Genomic DNA, 19434 nt, shown 5'->3' with positions numbered 1-19434 from the left:
TTTTGGATGGTGCAACTCGATTTCAAACCGCTGCAATCGAAATGCAAGCAATACGTTTAAATTATATTGACAAAGCATCCTGCCGCTGCTCTGTTGTCAGCGTAATCCGACAATTGAAGTATGTATATTAGAATATAGATGGCCTCGTTCAGGCAATAAATTACTATTGTTGTTGAGGAATAATCCCGATGAAGATTGCGCCTGCATTCGCGGCATCTCTGGCTGTCCTTTGCCTGATTTTCAGTGTCGCTACCTCGCCTGTGGTTGCCGGTGATAAGGCGATAGAGGGATACCCCCTGACCACCACTATATGGCCGCTCGCGCCAATCCCGACATGTTGGGATATGCAGGTACAAGCGTTCAATGGTTATGCTGCGCAACGGGAAATTGTCAGGAAAGCAGTCGCAGAGACATGGGAAGCGGCATCGCTGATCCGCTTTGCAGGGTGGGGCGCATGCACGGGCAAAAAAAACGAGGGCCTGACGATTGTTGTGAATAGCGACGGACCTGCCACTTATGGGTTGGGAACGCAGTTGCGAAACTTAAGTCCCGGCATGCGCCTGAATTTCGAGTTCACTAAATGGAGTGAGAGCTGCCAACAAACAAAGGACGAATGCATCCGAAAAATTGCGGTGCATGAATTCGGACATGCACTTGGCTTTGCGCATGAGCAGAACAGAGCGACACCCCTCCGGGAGCATGCGACCACGATCCGGACGCGCAACGCATCAATGGCGATTTATATGTCGGCGCGTGGGATCTGAGTTCCGTCTTGAATTACTGCAATCCGGCCTGGGTCGGCAACGGTAGACTGAGCGCAACCGACATCGTCATGGTCCGGCGATTTTATGGAGATTCGAGCCTAGGGATAAACTTGAATCCAATTCTCTTTGTTCTCTGGTAGATCTAGATATTCACAAATAAATTGATTTGGAGAGTTAAAATGAAGAAATTCGTATTCTTACTTTTTATTCTGTTTCAGTCAGCGCCTGCATTTGCTGAAGTTAAAAGCATTTCGGCAGTTCCCACGGCATGGAAACTGGAAGACTACATGGGTGGATCTGTAGTGCTATGGTTTACTCCCTCGGAATGCACAAGCGGGCAGCTGCTTTTGCCGGCCACCGCAAGCACGGAACAACGGAATAGACTTTGGTCAACTATTCTGTCCGCCAAGCAAACGCAAAAATCAGTATTTGTATATTATAATAGCATTTCTTCACAGTGTATCATAAGTAGCTACGGGGCCGATTAGTTTCACGATGTTCTGCGGCGACTTTCCTCAACGTAGCGGCCGTCAGCAACGATACTAAGTAACCACGGCATCCATTCGTGAAGAATTTAGACGGAGAGGGAGCGGGGTAGTTTCGGATACGCCATGAAGAGCTAAAACGCCTGATAGTCCGTCACATCCACGCTCACCACCTCGCCGTCATCGTTAAACGTAATCGTCTCCTCCCCCTCGCGCACCAGCGGCTTGCCGGTTCTCGCGTGCGTCGCGCGAACGGACCAGACGGCGCGGCCCGAGAGCGGAGTGAGCGTCTCGACCAGGTTGTTGACGGCGGTCTGGTCAGGATAGACCTCGAAATAGAGCCGGATGGCGGAGAGGATTTCCTCGCGGCCGGAGAGGCTGCCGACCCCGTTCGAGACATAGGTCGCGTCCTTCGCGAAGAACCTTTCCATGGCCTCGAAGTCCATGCTGTTGACGGCGTCATGGAAAAGCACGATGCGCTCTGCGGGGTCGAATGTCATGGCGTCAGACCTCTATGCCATAGCTTGAAAGATCGGCGCGCAGCTTGTCGGCGCCGGTGAAATGAACAGCCTTCCAGCCCGCGGCCCTCGCTCCCTCGACGTTCGCAAGCGAGTCGTCGATGAAGATGGTCGAGGCAGGGTCGAGACCGAATTCTTTGGCATGCGTCTCGTAGATTGCCACGTCAGGCTTGATCAGCCCGATATCGCCGGACACGGTCACGCCGCGCGTCCGCGACAGGAATGGAAACCGCTCCTGCGCCTCGCGGAACGTGTCCGAGGCGAAGTTCGTCAGAAGCGTCACGTCGCGGCCCTCGGCAATCAGCTTCTCCATGATGGCGACGCTGTCCTCGTAGTGATGCGGGACCATCGCGTGCCAGTTCTTGCGGAAAGCGCGAATCTGTTCCGCGCGCTCGGGATGCTCGGCGATCAGTAGCTCTTCGGCTTCTTCCCAGGTACGGCCGCGGTCCTGCTCGATATTCCAGTCGTGGGTGCAGACATTGGCAAAGAACCAGGCGCGCTCGGCCTCATCGGGAATGACCTTGGCGTAGGGCAGGTTCGGATCGTAGTGAATGAGAACTTTGCCGATATCGAAGACAATATGCTGGATTTCCGTCGTCATAAACTGTCCTTTGGAGTCTGACCCTCGAAAACCGGGTCACTGATTGAACGCACGTGGAATAGCCTGAGCGATCGCTTTTTTCATGACTGTCGGCAAGGCCTGAGCTTCAAGATTTGTAACCGGTTCCCACCATCCGTCATCCGCACAGGGACGGCCAACAATAGCCGCGCGAAAAATTGCAAGCCGCAGTTCGAAATGGGTGAAGACGTGGACAACGATGCCGCAGGTCTGCCAGTCCGCCGCAAACGGGGCAGCTCCGGCGGTCGCGTCACCATCGATCCGCGCCGTCCAGCCCGTCGTCGGCACCTCCGTCATTCCGCCTAGCAGGCCGCTGTCGATGCGCCGCCGAAGCAGCATCTCGCCGGCCTCGTTGACAGCGATGAAAGCCGCACCGTGCCGCACCGGCCTGTCCTTCTTGGCTGCCTTGACCGGAAAATGCTCGGGATCGTGCAGTCGCAGCGCCACGCAATTGTCGCGAAACGGACAGAGCGAACAGGCCGGCCGTTTCGGCGTGCAGATCGTCGCGCCGAGGTCCATCATCGCCTGCGCGAAGTCCCCCGGCCGCTCCGAGGGCGTCAGCAGGGCGACCTTTGCCTTCATCATCGGCTTGGCCGCCGGCAGCGGCGTGGAGATTGCATAGAGCCTGGAGATGACCCGCTCGACATTGCCGTCCATCACGGCGGCTGGCCGATCGAAGGCGATCGCCGCGACAGCCGCCGCCGTATAGTCGCCGATCCCCGGCAACGCCTTCAGCACTTCCTCGGTATCGGGGAACTGTCCGCCATGGTCGCGCGCCACGGCTTCAGCGCATTTCTTCAGGTTGCGGGCGCGGGCGTAGTAACCGAGCCCCGCCCACGCGGCCATCACGTCGTCCGTTGGTGCCTCGGCCAGCGCCTTGACGGTGGGCCAGCGCTCGAGGAATTTGGCGAAATATGATTTGACCGCCGGCACCGTCGTCTGCTGCAGCATCACCTCGGACAGCCAGATATGATAGGGGTCGGGACGAACCCCGCGGGCCGCCATAGAAGGCGATACCCGCCACGGCAGGTCGCGATGATGCCGGTCGTACCAGGATAGCAATGGCGCTGACGAAGGAGGCTCGAGGGTCTTTTGTGCATCATTTGCCGCGTGGAGGGGATGTGATCTATACTTGTCCGAGCCGCGCCGGTCGATCAAGGTCCGAAGCGTAGAACGAGGGCCGAGAAACGCAATCCCGATGAGTTATCCCCGCTACGGCGTCAAGCAGATTTCGGAAGTGGCAAACGGGCTGATCGATCCCGTGCTCGCCCGCCGTGCCGGGATAAACACGTCGCTGCTCGGTTCCTGGGACGAGATCGTCGGCGAGGATTTCGCCGATTGCACGCGCCCGGAGAAGATTGCCTGGGCAAAGCGCGGCGGCAATGGCGAGGATGGCGGCTATCAGCCCGGCGTGCTGACGATCGCCTGCGAAGGCGCCCGCGCGCTGTTCCTGAGCCACGCCCAGGGCGAGCTCATCCAGCGCATCAACGGCTTTTTCGGCTTCCCGGCCGTCCACCAGATCCGCATCGTCCAGAAGCCGGTATCGCAACTGGCCAAGCGCTCGCGCAAGCCGGTCCCGCTCAAAGGCGAGGCGGCCCGCAAACTGGAAACCATGATCACCGGCATCGAAGGCGACAAGCTGCGTCTGGCCCTGGAGCGGCTGGGGACGGCTGTCATGGGGAAAAGCGGGCGGTAAACAAAGCCGTTTCAATTTCTATGACACTGTCATACTATGGACGCTCAAAACATCGGAGCTTGAGATGCGAAGCAGCCGCCCAATTACAGTGACGCTCGGTAGTCAGCAACGCAGTGTGGACGCTCGCCTTAATTCCGGGATGTATAGCTCCGCGAGCGAAGTCATGCGGGCTGCCTTGCGGGCACTCGATCGCGAAGAAGAAGCCCTGGATGAGATTATGCGGGCAAAAATACAGCAAGCGCTCGATGATCCCCGACCGGGGAAGGATGCCAAGGACGTGTTCGACCGTCTTGAAAGATTGCATGATGAGCGCATGAAGGTGACGCGTAGTGGGATGTAGGGTAATTCTTCACCCGCTTGCCGAGGATGACCTTTTTTCCATCTATGAATTCATCGCACAGGATAGCCCGACCCGGGCGATCGCTTTCTCACGAAAAATCAGGTCCCATTGCTTCTCATTGGAGACAATGCCGGAAAGAGGCACTCTTCGTGAGCGCCTGGGATCGGGAATTCGAATAGTTATCATTGAAGGTAAGGTGAGCGTTATCTATCGGATCGAGGATGACGTCGTGAACATTCTGCGGATATTCTATGCGGGCCAGAACATCCCAGACAACCTGGCTGAACGACCGGAAAATCCCGAATAGACGCAATGACCGGTGCCGCCGACATCAATTTCGTGCTTTTGTCTTCGCCAGGTCACAATTCTTTGAAGAAAGTTGGTCAACCTTGCCTTGTTAGCGGCCTCAAGCCGTTATATCGCATGGGTTTACCAGACCATTCTCTCAACAAGGGTGATATATGCCGATATCCGACATGCTGATAACCAAACGCCACCTGCTTGGCGGCGTTGCGCTGACGGCCTTTGCCGCGGCGGTTGCTTCGACCAGCGGAACAGTCTTTGCGGCTGAGGGTGACGTTCCGAAGTCGGACGGCGAGGTCGAGATGTCCGATGTTCTGAAGCCCGGCCCATTGCCGGAGATGGCGCTCGGCGATCCGAACGCCAAGGTCAAGATCGTCGAATACATGTCGACGACCTGCCCGCATTGCGCCCATTTCGCCGCGACCACCTTCGACCAGATCAAGACCAAGTATGTCGACACCGGCAAGGTCTATTTCATCATCCGCGAATTCCCGATCGATCCTCAGGATCTTCCTGCCTATGCCGCATTCATGCTCGTGCGTTGTGCGCCGAACGGCCCGTCGGTTCCGCTGCTCGAAACATTCCTCAAGCAGCAGGAAAACTGGGCGCGCGTCCAGGATGTGCGCGGTGCGCTGCTCCAGATCTCCAAACTTGCCGGTTTTACACAGGAGAGCTTCGAAGCCTGCTTGACGAACCAGAAACTTGTGGATGATGTCAATTCCGTGCGCGACCGCGGCTCCAAGGAATTTGGCGTCAGTGGTACGCCGACCTTCCTGATCAACGGGAAGCGTTACGCAGGGGACATGTCGGTTGAGGCCATGTCGACGATCATCGACGGAATGCTCTGACCCGCGCTCTTTCATGAGAGCGGGCAGCGGGAGAAACCGTGCGCTGGTTTTTGTCGATTTAGCTTGCCGAGAGACACCCCCCTCTGTCCCGTTGGGACATCTCCCCCACAAGGGGGGAGATAGCTGGAGCAAGCTCTCGCCTCACATTGATCTCCCCCCTTGTGGGGGAGATGTCGGCCCGGCCGACAGAGGGGGGTCTTTCGCCCCATGAAGTTCAACAAACTGCGCCTTGTCGGTTTCAAGTCTTTCGTCGAACCATCTGAATTCGTCATCGAGCGCGGCCTGACCGGCGTCGTCGGGCCGAACGGCTGCGGCAAGTCCAACCTTGTCGAGGCCCTGCGCTGGGTCATGGGCGAGAATTCCTACAAGAACATGCGCGCCTCCGGCATGGATGACGTCATCTTCTCCGGCTCCGGCAATCGCCCGGCCCGCAATACCGCCGAAGTTGCGCTCTATCTCGACAATGCCGACCGCACGGCACCTGCCGCCTTCAACGACAGCGACGAGATCCAGGTTACCCGCCGCATCGAGCGCGAGCAGGGATCGCTCTATCGCATCAACGGCAAGGAGGCGCGTGCCAAGGACGTGCAGCTGCTGTTCGCCGACGCCTCTACCGGCGCGCGCTCGCCGTCGATGGTCGGCCAGGGCCGCATCGGCGAACTGATCCAGGCTAAACCCCAGGCGCGCCGCCAGCTGCTTGAAGAAGCCGCCGGCATTTCCGGCCTGCATTCCCGTCGTCACGAAGCCGAGCTCCGGCTCAGGGCAGCGGAAGGCAATCTCGAGCGGCTGGAGGATGTCACCTCGCAGCTCGATAGCCAGATCGAAAGCCTGAAGCGGCAGGCGCGGCAGGCAAACCGCTTCAAGCAGCTGTCCGCCGATATCCGCGCCCGCGAGGCGATGCTGCTGCACATTCGCTGGGTGCAGGCGAAGGAGGCCGAGGGCGAGGCCGATAGCGCCCTCAACCAGGCAACCATCATCGTCGCCGAAAAAGCGCAGGCGCAGATGGAGGCTGCCAAATCCCAGGGGATCGCCGGACTGAAGCTGCCGGAACTGCGCGAGGAAGAGGCAAAGGCCGCGGCCGGCCTCCAACGGCTGCAGATCGCCAAGTCGCAGCTGGAGGAGGACGTCAGCCGCATTCTTCGTCGTCGCGACGAACTCACCCGCCGCCTGGCGCAACTGGGGGAAGACATCAGCCGCGAACAGCGGATGGTCGCCGACAACGCGGCAATCCTTGCGAAGCTCGACGCCGAAGAAGGTGAGATCGCCGAGATCCTCGCCGACAGCGGCCGCTTGGCCGAGGAAACCCGCGAGGTTTTCGAGGATGCGGCTGCGAAGCTTGCCGATAGCGAGCGCATTTTCATGGGCCTGACGGCCGAGCGCGCCGAGGCCGCAGCCGCCCGCAACGCGCTCGAGCGCGCTATTCGAGACCTCGCCGATCGAAAGATGCGGCTTGAGCGGCAGATGGTCGACGCCAACAATGAGCTTGGCGGCATCGACGAAAAGATGGCGAGCCTTCCCGACCCGGACGAGAAGCGCGCCGTGGTGGAGGCGGCAGAGATTGCCGTTGCCGATGCGGAAACCGCGGTTCAGGCTGCTGAAGCCGTGCTCGCCGATGCGCGCGCGACAGAGGTCCTGTCGCGGGCGCCGGTCGACCAGGCGCGGTCGCGGCTGAACGAGCTCGAAACTGAAGCGAGGACCATCTCGCGCATGCTGGCATCCGGCGCGGCCTCTGGAGCCTTCTCCCCGGTTGCTGAAGAACTCCGCGTCGATCGCGGCTTCGAGACGGCGCTCGGCGCGGCACTTGGCGACGATCTCGAATCGCCGCTGAATAGCGAGGCGCCAGCCTATTGGGCCGGCAACGGCGACGGCGGCAATGATCCTGCCTTGCCCGAAGGCGCGGTGCCGCTGATCTCGCATGTCGGCGCACCCGCAGCCTTGACCCGCAGCCTCAAGCAGATCGGCCTCGTCAGCGCAGCCGATGGTGAGCGGCTGATGCCCGCCCTGAAGCCCGGCCAGCGGCTGGTAACGCGGGAGGGCGCGGTATTCCGCTGGGACGGCCATGTGACCGGAGCTGATGCGCCAAGTGCTGCGGCCCTCCGCCTGTCGCAGAAAAACCGTCTTGCCGAATTGCAGGCCGAAGTCGAGCTTGCGCGCGACATCCTCGCAGAGGCCGAAGACCGACTTCAGATCGCCGCCGATGCGATCCGCGCGGGCGAGGGACGCCTTTCCGACGCCCGTGACATGAGCCGGCTTTCCGCTCGCCATCTGGGCGAGGCACGGGAGGCCCTGGCCGCCGCCGAGCGAGCCTCTGGTGATCTGATCCGCAGGCGCGCTGTGGTCGCCGAGGCTGCCAGCCAGCTGCAGGCCCAGATCGAGGAAGTGTCGATCCAGGACGAAAATGCCCGTATCGAGCTCGAAGACGCGCCGGATCTTTCCGCGATCGAGGCGAAGATGCGCGACCAGCAACTGGATGTCGCCACCGATCGCAGTGCGCTCGCGGAAGCGCGCGCCCGCCACGAGGGGCTCAACCGCGAAAACGAAGCGCGCAAGCGCCGCATTCTTGCGATAGGGCAGGAGCGGGACACCTGGCATCAGCGGGCCGAAAGCGCCGAAGACCATATCCAGACGCTGCGAGACCGCGAGGAGGAAGCCCGCGACGAGGCGGCACAGCTCGAATTGGCGCCGGATGAATTCGACGACAAGCGCCGGGCGCTGATGAATGAACTGCAAAAGATGGAGGATGCGCGCCGTTTTGCGGCCGATCGCCTGGCTAACGCCGAAACCGTGCTGCGCGAAGCGGATCGCCATGCGGTCACTGCGCTCTCTGCGCTTGCCGAAAGCCGCGAGAAGCGCGGCCGTGCCGAGGAGCGGCTGGTGTCAGCACGCGAAAAGCGCCTCGAAAGCGAATTGCGCATCCGCGAAGCACTCAATATCGCGCCGCATGAAGCGCTGCGGCTTGCCGGCACACAGGAGCACCAGCATGTCCCTGATCTGCGCGAGGTCGAGCGTGACGTCGAGCGGCTGAAGATCGAGCGCGAGCGACTGGGCGCGGTTAATCTGCGCGCCGAGGAGGAAAGCAAGGAACTGAGCGATCGGCTCGCAGCGCTGATCAAGGAGCGCGACGATATCATCGATGCCATCCGCAAGCTGCGCGGCGCGATCCAGAGCCTGAACCGCGAGGGTCGCGAGCGGCTGATTGCAGCCTTCGATATTGTCAACGTCCAGTTCCAGCGGCTCTTCACCCACCTGTTCGGCGGCGGTACGGCGGAGCTGCAGCTGATCGAATCCGACGACCCACTTGAGGCTGGCCTCGAGATCCTCGCCCGCCCGCCGGGCAAGAAGCCGCAGACCATGACGCTGCTGTCAGGCGGCGAACAGGCGCTGACTGCGATGGCGCTGATCTTCGCCGTGTTCCTGACCAACCCGGCGCCGATCTGCGTGCTCGACGAAGTCGACGCACCGCTCGACGACCACAACGTCGAGCGCTATTGCAACCTGATGGACGAGATGGCGGCGTCGACCGAAACCCGCTTCGTCGTCATCACCCACAACCCGATCACCATGGCCCGCATGGATCGCCTGTTCGGCGTGACGATGTCGGAGCAGGGCGTCTCGCAACTGGTCTCCGTCGACCTTCAGGCCGCCGAGCGCCTGCGCGAACTCGCCTGAACCGGGCAGCAACGCTTCATTTCACAATTTGGTGAACGCCAAGCCGTGAATTTCCTGCTTCGCGAAGGCGCCATAGCCCGTTTTACCTCCAAATGGGTAATGTCGCGGAACAATATCTGCACTAAACTGTTTCCCAAGCGTAAGGAGCCTCGCCCTGCCGAGGCGGAGTTGTGTCTGTAGGGTTAAGGTCGTCGCTGGTGGACCTTCAATGCGGCGGCCTGTTCCAACCCCCCGTCCGGTTTTTCCTGGCCGGACGGAAATGGCTTTGCGGGATCGTTGCCACGATCCCGCAAAGCTTTTTTTATGCATGTCTCCAGCCCCATGCGCAGCATTTGAAATCCCACAGGTCATCGTACCTCCCGTAGTCAGACACCAAACCTGAAAGCCTGATGACGTCTTGCGAGGCGAGGCCAGCCTCAAGACAGTACCGGGACCACCGTTTTCTACAAGAACGGCAGTGCGCAGATCACGCCTCCCAAGCTCCGCACCGGCCTCATCCTGACGCCGATAAGCTTTACCCCCAAGCCGTAGGACCGGGTCGTTTGTCGATAAATTGTCCGAGGCACGCAAGTTCCCCGGACAATTCATTGTGCAGCGCAACATTCCGCCGCATTTGTCGATTTTCATTTGCCCCGCAATCATCTAGGTTCAGCCCTGGGAGTTGGGCGGGGGAAAATGAAGAAGTGGATCTACACATTCGGTGACGGACGCGCTGAGGGGCGGGCCGGAGACCATGAGCGTCTTGGCGGCAAGGGCGCCAACCTCGCTGAAATGTGCAGCCTTGGATTGCCCGTTCCTCCCGGCCTGACGATCGTCAGCGACGCTTGCGCGTTCTATTTCAAAAATGGGCGCAGCCTTCCCGCCGAGCTGAAATCGCAGGTCATGCAGGGCATGCGCGAGATGGAGGCAGTAACCGGCCGCCGCTTCGGCGATACGGTGCGCCCGCTGCTCGTCTCGGTCAGATCAGGTGCTCGCGCCTCGATGCCGGGCATGATGGACACCGTCCTCAACCTCGGCCTCAACGACGCGACGGTGAAGGCCCTTGCCGAGGATTCGGGCGATGCCCGCTTCGCCTGGGACAGCTATCGCCGCTTTATCCAGATGTATGCCGACGTGGTCATGGGCCTCGACAACGAGATCTTCGAGGAAATCCTCGAGGACGAGAAGGCGCGGCACGGCTATGAGTTCGACACCGATATGTCCGCCGCGCAATGGCAGCGGATCGTCGCGCTCTACAAGGCCATCATCGCCGACGAGATCGGCGATGGTTTTCCTGAGGACTGCGAAGTCCAGCTCTGGGGCGCGGTCCACGCGGTCTTCGCCAGCTGGCAAAACCCGCGTGCGGTCACCTATCGCCACCTTCACAATATTCCGGAAGCCTGGGGAACGGCCGTCAATATCCAGGCGATGGTCTTCGGCAATCTTGGCAACACATCCGCGACCGGCGTGGCTTTCACCCGCAATCCATCGACCGGCGAAAAGGAGCTCTACGGCGAGTTCCTGGTCAATGCGCAGGGCGAGGACGTCGTGGCCGGCATCCGTACGCCGCAAAGCATCACCGAAGCTTCGCGCATCGCCTCCGGCTATGAGCGGCCATCGATGGAAAAGCTGATGCCGGAGGCCTTTGCCGAGTTCCGCAGCATCTGCACCGAGCTCGAGCGCCATTATCGCGACATGCAGGATCTCGAATTCACCATCGAGCGCGGCAAGCTGTGGATGCTGCAGACCCGCTCCGCCAAGCGCACCACCAAGGCGGCGATGAAGGTCGCCGTCGATATGGTCGATGAAAAGCTGATCACCGAGGACGAGGCCGTCTCGCGCATCGAGCCGTCGACGCTCGACCAGCTGCTGCATCCGACGATCGATCCGCGCGTCTACCGCGAGGTCATCGGCTCGGGCCTGCCGGCATCGCCGGGCGCTGCGACCGGCGAGATCGTCTTCACCGCCGAAGAGGCGGTCGTTGCCAATGAGGAAGGCCGCAAGGTCATCCTCCTGCGCATCGAGACCAGTCCCGAAGACATCCACGGCATGCACGCGGCCGAAGGCATCCTCACGACGAGAGGCGGCATGACCAGCCACGCGGCGGTCGTCGCCCGGGGCATGGGCATTCCCTGCGTCGTCGGCGCCGGAACCATGCGTATCGATCTGCGCGGCGAGCGCCTGATCGGCATCGGCGTCACCCTCAAGAAGGGCGACATCATAACCATCGACGGTTCCGCAGGGCAGGTGCTGAAGGGCGAAGTGCCGATGATCCAGCCGGAGCTGTCGGGCGATTTCGGCCGTATCATGGAATGGGCCGACCGCTCGCGCCGCATGGCCGTGCGCACCAATGCCGACACGCCCGCTGATGCTCGCGCCGCGCGCTCGTTCGGCGCCGAGGGCATCGGCCTCTGTCGGACCGAGCACATGTTCTTCGAAGGCGACCGCATCCACGTCATGCGCGAGATGATCCTTGCCGAAGGCGAGGAAGGACGGCGTGCCGCCCTGACGAAACTTCTGCCGATGCAGCGATCCGACTTCACAGGCCTGTTTGCGATCATGCATGGCCTGCCGGTAACCATCCGCCTGCTCGATCCGCCGTTGCACGAGTTTCTTCCGAAGACCGACGAGGAAATTGCCGAAGTGGCGGTTGCCATGGACATGGAGCCGCAGGTCCTGCGCCAACGCGTCGATGCGCTCCACGAATTCAACCCCATGCTCGGTCATCGCGGCTGCCGGCTGGCGATCTCATATCCGGAGATCGTCGAAATGCAGGCCCGCGCCATCTTCGAGGCTGCAGTCGAAGCGGCGCGCGAGACCGGCGCTGCCGTCGTGCCCGAAATCATGGTGCCTCTGGTCGGCCTCCGCTCCGAGCTCGACTACGTCAAGGCCCGCATCGACGAGGTGGGAGATGCCGTCATGGCAGAGACCGGGATGCGGATCGACTATCTCGTCGGCACCATGATAGAGCTACCTCGGGCGGCACTCCGGGCGCACATCATTGCCGAAGTTGCCGAATTCTTCTCCTTCGGCACCAACGACCTGACGCAGACCACCTTCGGCATGTCGCGCGACGATGCCAGCGCCTTCATTCCGACCTACCAGCGCAAGGGCATCATCGAGCACGACCCCTTCATCTCGCTGGATTTCGACGGGGTGGGGGAGTTGATCCGCATCGCCACCGAGCGCGGCCGGCGCACCCGCAACGACATGAAGCTCGGCATCTGCGGCGAGCATGGCGGCGACCCTGCCTCCATCCATTTCTGCGAGGAGATCGGCCTAGACTACGTCTCGTGCTCGCCGTTCCGCGTGCCGATCGCAAGGCTTGCCGCAGCACAGGCGGCAATCAAGGCCCGCCTCTGATCGTCCTTCAAGTCAGTGCCAGTGACGGTGTCCGCCATAGTAGCCGCCGCCGACAATGACGGTCGGCCCGCCCCAGAAGAAATCGTCATTGCTGTCGCGGAAGCTGCGCGCATCCGCCCGCCGGTCGAGGTCGAGCCGCAACAGGCAGTTGGCGAAACCATCGCTGCCCCGCTTGAAGCCGTAGCCGCTGCAGGTCTGTACGTCGCGGGTGCGCTGCTCTTCCGGTGTGATCGTCTGGCAGGCCGAAAGCGCCAGGGCAAGCGCAATGGATGGAAGGACGGCTTGGACGCGCATGATGGTCTCCCTGGAACTAAAGCATATTCCAATGGAAGATGGGCAACGCACTGCACTCGTCAATCCATCGACGCACAGATGCTAATCACGATTTAAGGTTGAGATCAAGAGTCCCGCAACTGCTCGGGCAGGCGCTGTATGACATCGACGAACGCGTCGGCGAAACGAACCAGATGCTCCGTCGTTTCATCGGGTTCATGCAGGTGGATTTCAGCACGGTCGTCGTCCAGCATCGCCAGAACGACCCGCATCGTGTCGCCCTCGGCCGGAATGCGGATGACGGCAAGCCGGTGGCAATCGGCTACAAGGCCTTCAGCGGGAAGATCGAACAGGAAGTCGCCCCCGACCTCGGTGGCGGCTTTGCGGACGGCCTCGCGAAAACCCTGTTCGCCGCCCTCGAATCCCTCGAGCGACAACTCCAGTTCCAACAGCTCCAGAGGCAGATGCGGGTTGTCCGCATCGCCGGTCGGCGCGGCGCTGGCAGGCTTCTGCGGTACGGCTAAGTCCTGAGAAAGCATCGCTGGTTCTCCTCAAGTCCCTCAAAGGCCAAGTAAAACGCCGTCAGAATGACCCTTTTTGGACATTTAAGCAAGTTCTCATGTAATGAGCGCCCGAGCGCTCGCTATTGTTGCCGACGATCGCCGTAGTCGCGCCCCGAGACAATCGTTTTGTTTTCGTCCGGTCTTGCACTAAACAGAGTGTGTTCCATCCACGAGATTCTCTTGTGCGGCGAGACCGTCTCGTGCGGAATGAGAGCCGCCGCGCCGACGAGCCCTTGATGACCATTCGTTTCGATCGTCCCGTTTCGCATGCCGCGCGCGCCTCGCGCCTGGTTGCGGCTTTCGCGCTGGTCCTGTGTATCGTGGTGCTGCTCGGCCATCGGTTCGGCCCGCTTGAAACGCCCTATTTCGTGCTGTTCTTGCTGATATCGGCAGTTGTCGCCGCGCTGGCCGTATTGCTCGCGCTAGCGGGCCTCATGCAACTGTGGCAGCGCGGCGCCGAGGGCGGCGTTTCGGCCTTCAAGGCGCTGGTCTATGCGGCACTGCCGCTGGCGCTCGTCGGTTATGGAGTGGAGCGCTACGTCACGCGCCCGGCGATCTATGACGTCTCGACCGATCTTGCCGATGCGCCGCCATGGCTCGTGCCGCCGCATGCCGAGCAGATCTGGCTGCCGCACGACCAGAACATCAGCGCCAGCGTTCGGGAGATGCAGGCCGAGGCCTACCCGGCGCTGACAGGCCGCCGCTATGAAGGGGCGATGGACCGCGTGCTGGAGGCCGCACGCGAGGTGGCCAAGGAAAACGGCATCAGGATCACCAAGGTCGACGGCGCCGCCAATGATGAACCAGAGGCCAAGCCGGCGAAGCGGGTGAAGCCACGGGCGACTGACGAAAGCGGTGTCAGCGACGCGCCCGATATCGTGCCCATCCCCACCCCGCGCCCCGCCGTCGAGGACGAAGTGGCGTCGCTGATCCAGCAGAACTCCGACGTCACGCTGCAGGGCGAGAAGCGCACCACAATTCTAGGCCTCCACTTCGACGTCGTTATCCGCCTGCGCGAAGAGGCCGAAACCACCCTGGTCGACATCCGCGTCGCCTCCCGCTACGGCCCCCACGACCTCGGGCTCAGCGCCGGCATCGCCGAGGCCTATCTGAAGGCGCTCGATGCAGAATTGATGGGTATCTCCGGCGGGTGACGCCTGTGTTCCATTTCGCCTCGCACCCAGGCGCCCCCCTCTGTCAGCTTCGCTGACATCTCCCCCACAAGGGGGGAGATTTGGAGTTTGCCGCGCCCTCGGCATCTTAATCTCCCCCCTTGTGGGGGAGATGTCGGCCCGGCCGACAGAGGGGGGTGCCTGGGCGAGAGGCAACTGCTTTCCGCCTAGAACCTCACCCCACCGGCCGATACACCCCCGTCAGCGCCGGCGGGCCGTCGGTCTCGACGAGGTCCTTCTCCACGAGGTCCTCGATATGCGCAAGGACAGACAGCGCCGCCGCGCCGTGCAGCCGTGGATCGGTGTCGCGGTAGATCGCCTTGACCATGTCGGGGATCAGCCGGTCGCCCGCCTTGATCCGCTCCAGTATCGCTCGCTCGCGCATCCGCCGGTGGGTTCTGAGGCCCCGCATGAAGGAGGAGGGGTCCTTCACCGGTCCGCCATGGCCTGGAAAGAAGATGCGGTCGTCGCGCGCAAGCATGCGTTCGAGCGAGGCCATGTAGTCGGCCATCGAGCCGTCGGGCGGCGCCACGATCGAGGTCGCCCATGCCATGACGTGGTCGGCGGAAAAGACGATGCCCGTATCGTCGAGCGCGAAGGCTGCATGGTTCGCCGTATGCCCCGGTGTCAGCAGTGCGGTCAGCTGCCAGCCGTCGCCGGCGATGCTTTCGCCGTCGGCAAGCGCGATGTCGGGCATGAACCCGGTATCGGCGCTCTCGGCAAACGGGTTGACCTCCCCTTCGTGCAGCGGGCGGGAGGCACGGTGCGGACCCTCGCCGACGGTGAGCGCGCCGGTCGCTTGGCTCAGCCTTCGGGCGAGGGGCGAGTGGTCGACATGGGTATGGCTGACGAAGATATGCGACACCTGCCGGCCGGCAAGCGCTGCCGTAAGGGCTTGAAAATGCGCCTCGTTCTCCGGCCCGGGATCGATCACCGCGACTGAAGAGCCACTGCCGACGATATAGCTGTTGGTGCCGTGAAAGGTGAACGCGCTCGGGTTGTTGACAGTCATTCGCTCGACGCCGCGCGCCACCGGCACGGCGCGGCCGTAGCAGGGCTCGAAGCTCAGGTCGAATTGGGGGACGCTCATGGACAAGGGCATGCCTGCTATTTGTATTCGATCTCGATGAAGGACATCGGCTCCGTGCCCGCATTGACGACGTTGTGCTCGACGCCCGCCTCGCGCCGGTAGGCCGCGCCCTTTAAAACATCGACCCGCCGCTCGCCATTCGCCTCCTCGAGCAGAAACTGGCAATCCGTCATCGGCACGACGACATAGCCGAGCCCGTGCACATGATGGCCGGTATCGGCGCCCGGCTCGAAATCCCAGCGGGTGACGCGAACGACCGCATCGTCGATCAAGGTCGTGGGAATGGCGGGCGGGCGGGCGCGATACTGGCTCATCCTGTCTCCAGAGCGGTGTTGAAGCCTCGAGACCTAGCATAGCGACTGGAATGCCGCACAGAAATATACACCGCTGCAAAACTTAGTGATTGTGACCGCAGGCGACCTTTGCTAATCAGGCGTCGATTTGGCAGCACAAGTGCTCAGCCAAAATCTCCCGGTGGGGCGTCGCCAAGCGGTAAGGCAACGGTTTTTGGTACCGTCATCCCTGGTTCGAATCCAGGCGCCCCAGCCACGGTATAATTTTTCAATATTTCTTCTGCCTGAGTGACACAGGCTACTATTTTCCGCGCTTCTGTTTATATCGGCTTCGGCAACTCCCCTGGAAGCGGGGCGTATCACAGAGGCGGCGTCCGGATTGCTACGTCGACGAGAACTGAAGCCTGGTATCGGACATCAGATACTCCGGCATGGGAGCAAAATGCGGGTTCTACATTTCTTCAAGACATACTGGCCTGACACCTTCGGCGGAGTCGAGCGGACCATCAATGCGATCGCAAGAAGCACCGTCGAACATGGGATAGAATCGGACGTTCTTTCTCTCAGTAAAACTCCGGAAGAAAGCACCGTCGAGCGTGATGGTCACATGGCCCATAAAGCCACGCTCGACTTTGAATTTGCGTCCACAGGCTTTTCGCGCGACGTCTTCAGCCGGTTTCGGGAATTGGGCAGCAAGGCCGACATCATCCACTATCACTTTCCCTGGCCGATGATGGACATTGTTCATCTTGCCATTCCTCCGGGGAAGCCGACTGTTGTGACCTACCACTCGGACATCGTGAAACAGAAATATCTGCTCAAGCTCTACAAGCCGCTGATGCATCGCTTCCTTGGCAGCGTCGACGCGATTGTGGCGACCTCTCCCAATTACTTGGCGACAAGCGAAGTATTGCAGCGCTACAGACAGAAGACGACTGTCATCCCGCTCGGCCTTGATGAAGCCGATTATCCGAGGGCAGGGGAGCAGGACAAGGCGCGCTGGCGAGCGCGTTTCCCCAAGCCGTTCTTCCTCTTCGTCGGCGTCTTGCGCTACTACAAGGGCGCCCACATCCTTCTGGAGGCGGCAAAGCAGACGAACCTCGATATCGTCATCATAGGCAGAGGGCCGATGGAGGCCCAGTTGAAAGCTTACGCGAGCGAACATAACCTGACCAATGTCTTCTTTCTCGGCGCGTTGTCGGACACCGACAAGACAGCGCTTCTGGAACTCAGTATCGGTCTCGTCTTCCCATCCCACCTCCGCTCCGAGGCATTCGGCCTGTCGCTGGTCGAGGCGGCCATGTCAGGCAAACCGATGGTTTCATGCGAGATCGGTACGGGCACGAGTTTCGTCAATCTGGATGGAAAGACCGGACTGGTTGTGCCGCCCAACGATCCAACGGCACTCGCGGCCGCGATGACCAGGCTTGGGCATGATCGCGAAATGTCAGATGTGTTCGGAGCCGCCGCTCGCCTGCGATACGAGGAGCACTTTACGGCGGAACGTATGGGAAGCGCCTATGCGGGGCTCTATCGAGAATGCTGTCCGGGCCGATAGCGACGACGCGATCTCCGCAGTATCCCAAACGCACTTATACCGTTTCACGGCCGCGCCGCGTCTTGCGAACGGAATTGCCCGCGACGATCAGACCCGCAACCGCCTTCCCGTCATGCCGCTGCGATCATGATCCCTGTCCACCGCAGGGCGCCAATTCAACACCTTGTCGCGAGGCTACGAACCGGAGCGGGCAAAGTAGAATCCCAAATAGCCTTCGACGGTGCCGTGCGAATGATATGGGACGATCAACTTCCTTGTATCCCGCCACCCGTCGACGAGCCGATAGCCAAGTTCGCCCATTTCGGCAATGAAGCGATCCTCATTTTCGATCCGGTATGGCACGGCCTTGCTACCGATATTCTGCACGGTGTAGTACCTGTCTACACGGCTTTGCATGGGCACTCGGCTGATGAACACATCGGAAGGCAAGCGATCGAGTGTTTGCAGAAGCTCCGGCAAGGTCGGCTCCAGATACTGCAGCGCTCCGCAGCTGAGAAACAGGTCCGCCTCCCCATCGATTTCGGTCGTGAAGCTGAGGCCGGGATAGTCACCCTGCTCAAGCATCTTCTGTCCTTCCGCAACGACCTCGGGAACCTCGCAAATGCGCCATTCGACGCCATCCGGTATTTGGATCAACTCCCTGTAACTGCAGTATTCCTTCGCCAGGCTTCCGCCGAGATTGAGAATTTTGGTATCGGGTCGCAATAGGCGCTGCATATGGACAAGAATGGGATAGTCACGTTCCCGAAGAGGGTGGATGCGCACCCCTTTGGGCGCGCGAAACGTCACGATATCCGTCGTTTTGCGCAGCGGATGCTTGCTCTCTGAAGCTGTCTTCGCCTCCCGCCAGGTGTCATATATGCCGCGGCAAGTCGCAAGCGATTTGGGAAATACGTAGTGATAGCGCCATGCATTCGCTATCGGCAGAGAAAGAAGAGAAAGATGATGTATAAAGTGATGTATAAGCCCGAGCATCGCATACCTGCATCTGTTCACGGAAGCGTGATCGGCAATATAGCAAGCCGGATCGCGGTCTGGCTAATTGTTCAATCGGGGGGTGACGGTTACCGATTTTGGATAGGGTGCTTTTCCTGTTCGGAACGCCATGCTGAAAAAAGGCGGAAGCAAGCGCTAGGCTCTCAGGAGGCCGATGTTCCCCATGCCGCGACCTAACGCGGAGGGCGTGGGCCCTGATACCATCGATGTCTGGACCTGGAACCTGAACGTAGACTTCAGGAGATAGGTCGGATCAAGCAAGACAAATGTCTCACTCGGATGGCCCACCGGCGAAATCCAAGGTCAAAGTCTTTGATTTTAAAGGGAATGGTGGGCGATGAGAGACTCGAACTCCCGACATCCTCGGTGTAAACGAGGCGCTCTACCAACTGAGCTAATCGCCCTTCGCTGAAACGGTGCGTTTTCGCCCGTCGCGTTCGGTGGCCGTGATTTATGCGCAACCGCAAAAAACCGCAATAGCATTTGTGACGATTTTTGATTTTTTTGGCTGCCGATTATGTTGACGCAAATGCGGGACGCCGGGGTTCTTCAAGTAAATATCGGGCATTTTGAGCAAGGGATGCAAATGGCTCGAGTTTCAGCATCTCAGTCGAGCGTTCAGGAATTGCCCTGAGCGCTCGAACCACCGCCGACGGCAACGTTGCGGCCATACACAATGAACCGTGCATCCCTGGCGATGGGATGGTAGGCCGCAAGCACTGCTGCAAAGCGCGCCTGCCCAAGCACGTGGTCGGTCCAGAGCGGCTCGTCCTGCTGGACGATAATCAGATCGTAGTTGTATTTGGCGAATTCGGCGTATTTCGCGTCCAGATAGGCATCAGACTGTTCCAGGAAATGCGCTGCATTCGCCGCGTTTCCCTGTGCCGCTGCCTGCTCGGCCCGAA

19 protein-coding genes and 2 tRNA genes are annotated in these 19434 nt (G+C 60.7%); 11 read left to right on the top strand and 10 right to left on the bottom strand.

Annotation, left to right across the window (positions count from 1 at the left end):
• Positions 1-188 precede the first annotated feature (188 nt).
• Both CPY51_RS26755 and CPY51_RS32390 read left to right on the top strand, forming a co-directional pair.
• The gene (locus tag CPY51_RS26755; protein ID WP_111163265.1) at positions 189-764 is read left to right on the top strand and encodes a M12 family metallopeptidase; all 576 of its coding nucleotides are present in this window, start codon (positions 189-191) and stop codon (positions 762-764) included.
• A gap of 179 nt (positions 765-943) precedes the next feature.
• Positions 944-1252 carry a hypothetical protein gene (locus tag CPY51_RS32390; RefSeq protein WP_146260176.1) on the top strand — a complete coding sequence of 103 codons (309 nt, stop codon included), beginning with the start codon at positions 944-946 and terminating at the stop codon, positions 1250-1252.
• Positions 1253-1383: 131 nt separating this feature from the next.
• Here CPY51_RS32390 and CPY51_RS26750 read toward each other — a convergent pair whose 3' ends face one another.
• From CPY51_RS26750 to mutY, 3 genes are read right to left on the bottom strand one after another with little or no spacing between them, the layout of a single operon-like run.
• Positions 1384-1749: a nuclear transport factor 2 family protein gene (locus CPY51_RS26750; RefSeq protein ID WP_111163264.1), complete on the bottom strand. Its 366-nt coding sequence runs from the start codon at positions 1747-1749 to the stop codon at positions 1384-1386.
• A 4-nt stretch (positions 1750-1753) separates the two neighbouring features.
• Entirely contained in the window at positions 1754-2368 is a 615-nt protein-coding gene (locus tag CPY51_RS26745; RefSeq protein WP_111163263.1) for an HAD family hydrolase, read from the bottom strand.
• 36 nt (positions 2369-2404) lie between these two features.
• A complete protein-coding gene (gene mutY / locus CPY51_RS26740) occupies positions 2405-3448 on the bottom strand; it encodes an A/G-specific adenine glycosylase (RefSeq protein ID WP_275540503.1) in 1044 nt (347 codons plus the stop codon).
• Positions 3449-3584: 136 nt separating this feature from the next.
• Between mutY and CPY51_RS26735 the strand changes: the two genes are divergently transcribed.
• From CPY51_RS26735 to ppdK, 6 genes are all read left to right on the top strand, one after another.
• The gene (locus CPY51_RS26735; RefSeq protein ID WP_111163262.1) at positions 3585-4082 is read left to right on the top strand and encodes a DUF721 domain-containing protein; all 498 of its coding nucleotides are present in this window, start codon (positions 3585-3587) and stop codon (positions 4080-4082) included.
• A gap of 64 nt (positions 4083-4146) precedes the next feature.
• Positions 4147-4422 (top strand): type II toxin-antitoxin system ParD family antitoxin, encoded by a 276-nt coding sequence (locus CPY51_RS26730; RefSeq protein WP_111163261.1) that lies wholly within the window; start codon positions 4147-4149, stop codon positions 4420-4422.
• Complete coding sequence (locus CPY51_RS26725; RefSeq protein WP_111163260.1) at positions 4412-4729, top strand: type II toxin-antitoxin system RelE/ParE family toxin; 318 nt, start codon at positions 4412-4414, stop codon at positions 4727-4729. The genes CPY51_RS26730 and CPY51_RS26725 overlap by 11 nt, the downstream gene beginning before the upstream one ends.
• 154 nt (positions 4730-4883) lie before the next feature.
• The gene (locus CPY51_RS26720) at positions 4884-5573 is read left to right on the top strand and encodes a DsbA family protein (protein ID WP_111163259.1); all 690 of its coding nucleotides are present in this window, start codon (positions 4884-4886) and stop codon (positions 5571-5573) included.
• Between the two features lie 207 nt (positions 5574-5780).
• Positions 5781-9242 (top strand): chromosome segregation SMC family protein, encoded by a 3462-nt coding sequence (locus CPY51_RS26715; protein WP_111163258.1) that lies wholly within the window; start codon positions 5781-5783, stop codon positions 9240-9242.
• A gap of 675 nt (positions 9243-9917) precedes the next feature.
• On the top strand, positions 9918-12584 hold the full coding sequence (ppdK, locus tag CPY51_RS26710; protein WP_111163257.1) for a pyruvate, phosphate dikinase: 2667 nt from the start codon (positions 9918-9920) through the stop codon (positions 12582-12584).
• A 12-nt stretch (positions 12585-12596) separates the two neighbouring features.
• Here the strand turns inward: ppdK and CPY51_RS26705 are convergent, their stop codons facing one another.
• Both CPY51_RS26705 and CPY51_RS26700 read right to left on the bottom strand, forming a co-directional pair.
• Positions 12597-12878, bottom strand: a complete 282-nt coding sequence (locus tag CPY51_RS26705; protein ID WP_111163256.1) for a hypothetical protein — start codon at positions 12876-12878, stop codon at positions 12597-12599.
• A gap of 104 nt (positions 12879-12982) precedes the next feature.
• The gene (locus CPY51_RS26700) at positions 12983-13396 is read right to left on the bottom strand and encodes a hypothetical protein (protein ID WP_111163255.1); all 414 of its coding nucleotides are present in this window, start codon (positions 13394-13396) and stop codon (positions 12983-12985) included.
• A gap of 260 nt (positions 13397-13656) precedes the next feature.
• Between CPY51_RS26700 and CPY51_RS26695 the strand changes: the two genes are divergently transcribed.
• On the top strand, positions 13657-14574 hold the full coding sequence (locus CPY51_RS26695) for a DUF1499 domain-containing protein (protein WP_111163353.1): 918 nt from the start codon (positions 13657-13659) through the stop codon (positions 14572-14574).
• Between the two features lie 193 nt (positions 14575-14767).
• On the opposite strand, the gene CPY51_RS26690 is transcribed toward CPY51_RS26695, so the two are convergent.
• Together CPY51_RS26690 and CPY51_RS26685 are read right to left on the bottom strand one after the other, a co-directional pair.
• Positions 14768-15682, bottom strand: a complete 915-nt coding sequence (locus CPY51_RS26690) for an MBL fold metallo-hydrolase (RefSeq protein WP_111163254.1) — start codon at positions 15680-15682, stop codon at positions 14768-14770.
• Positions 15683-15699: 17 nt separating this feature from the next.
• Positions 15700-15996: a cupin domain-containing protein gene (locus tag CPY51_RS26685; protein ID WP_111163253.1), complete on the bottom strand. Its 297-nt coding sequence runs from the start codon at positions 15994-15996 to the stop codon at positions 15700-15702.
• A gap of 161 nt (positions 15997-16157) precedes the next feature.
• On the opposite strand from CPY51_RS26685, the gene CPY51_RS26680 reads away from it, so the two are divergent.
• Both CPY51_RS26680 and CPY51_RS26675 read left to right on the top strand, forming a co-directional pair.
• Positions 16158-16231: transfer RNA gene (locus CPY51_RS26680), tRNA-Gln, on the top strand.
• A 186-nt stretch (positions 16232-16417) separates the two neighbouring features.
• Positions 16418-17533, top strand: coding sequence for a glycosyltransferase family 4 protein (locus tag CPY51_RS26675; protein ID WP_111163252.1), 1116 nt, complete (start codon positions 16418-16420; stop codon positions 17531-17533).
• Between the two features lie 174 nt (positions 17534-17707).
• Here the strand turns inward: CPY51_RS26675 and CPY51_RS26670 are convergent, their stop codons facing one another.
• From CPY51_RS26670 to CPY51_RS32910, 3 genes are all read right to left on the bottom strand, one after another.
• Complete coding sequence (locus CPY51_RS26670) at positions 17708-18508, bottom strand: methyltransferase, TIGR04325 family (protein ID WP_111163251.1); 801 nt, start codon at positions 18506-18508, stop codon at positions 17708-17710.
• Positions 18509-18857: 349 nt separating this feature from the next.
• A tRNA-Val gene (locus CPY51_RS26665) sits at positions 18858-18933 on the bottom strand.
• Between the two features lie 214 nt (positions 18934-19147).
• A partial coding sequence (locus CPY51_RS32910) for a hypothetical protein (protein WP_195909631.1) occupies positions 19148-19434 on the bottom strand: 287 nt, incomplete at its 5' end.

Origin of the sequence: Arminella tubonensis (assembly GCF_003240585.1) — a bacterium.
Taxonomy (GTDB): domain Bacteria; phylum Pseudomonadota; class Alphaproteobacteria; order Rhizobiales; family Rhizobiaceae; genus Rhizobium; species Rhizobium tubonense.
The sequence above is the reverse complement of the archived record's forward strand: the minus strand, read 5'-3'. Positions and strand labels throughout refer to the sequence as shown.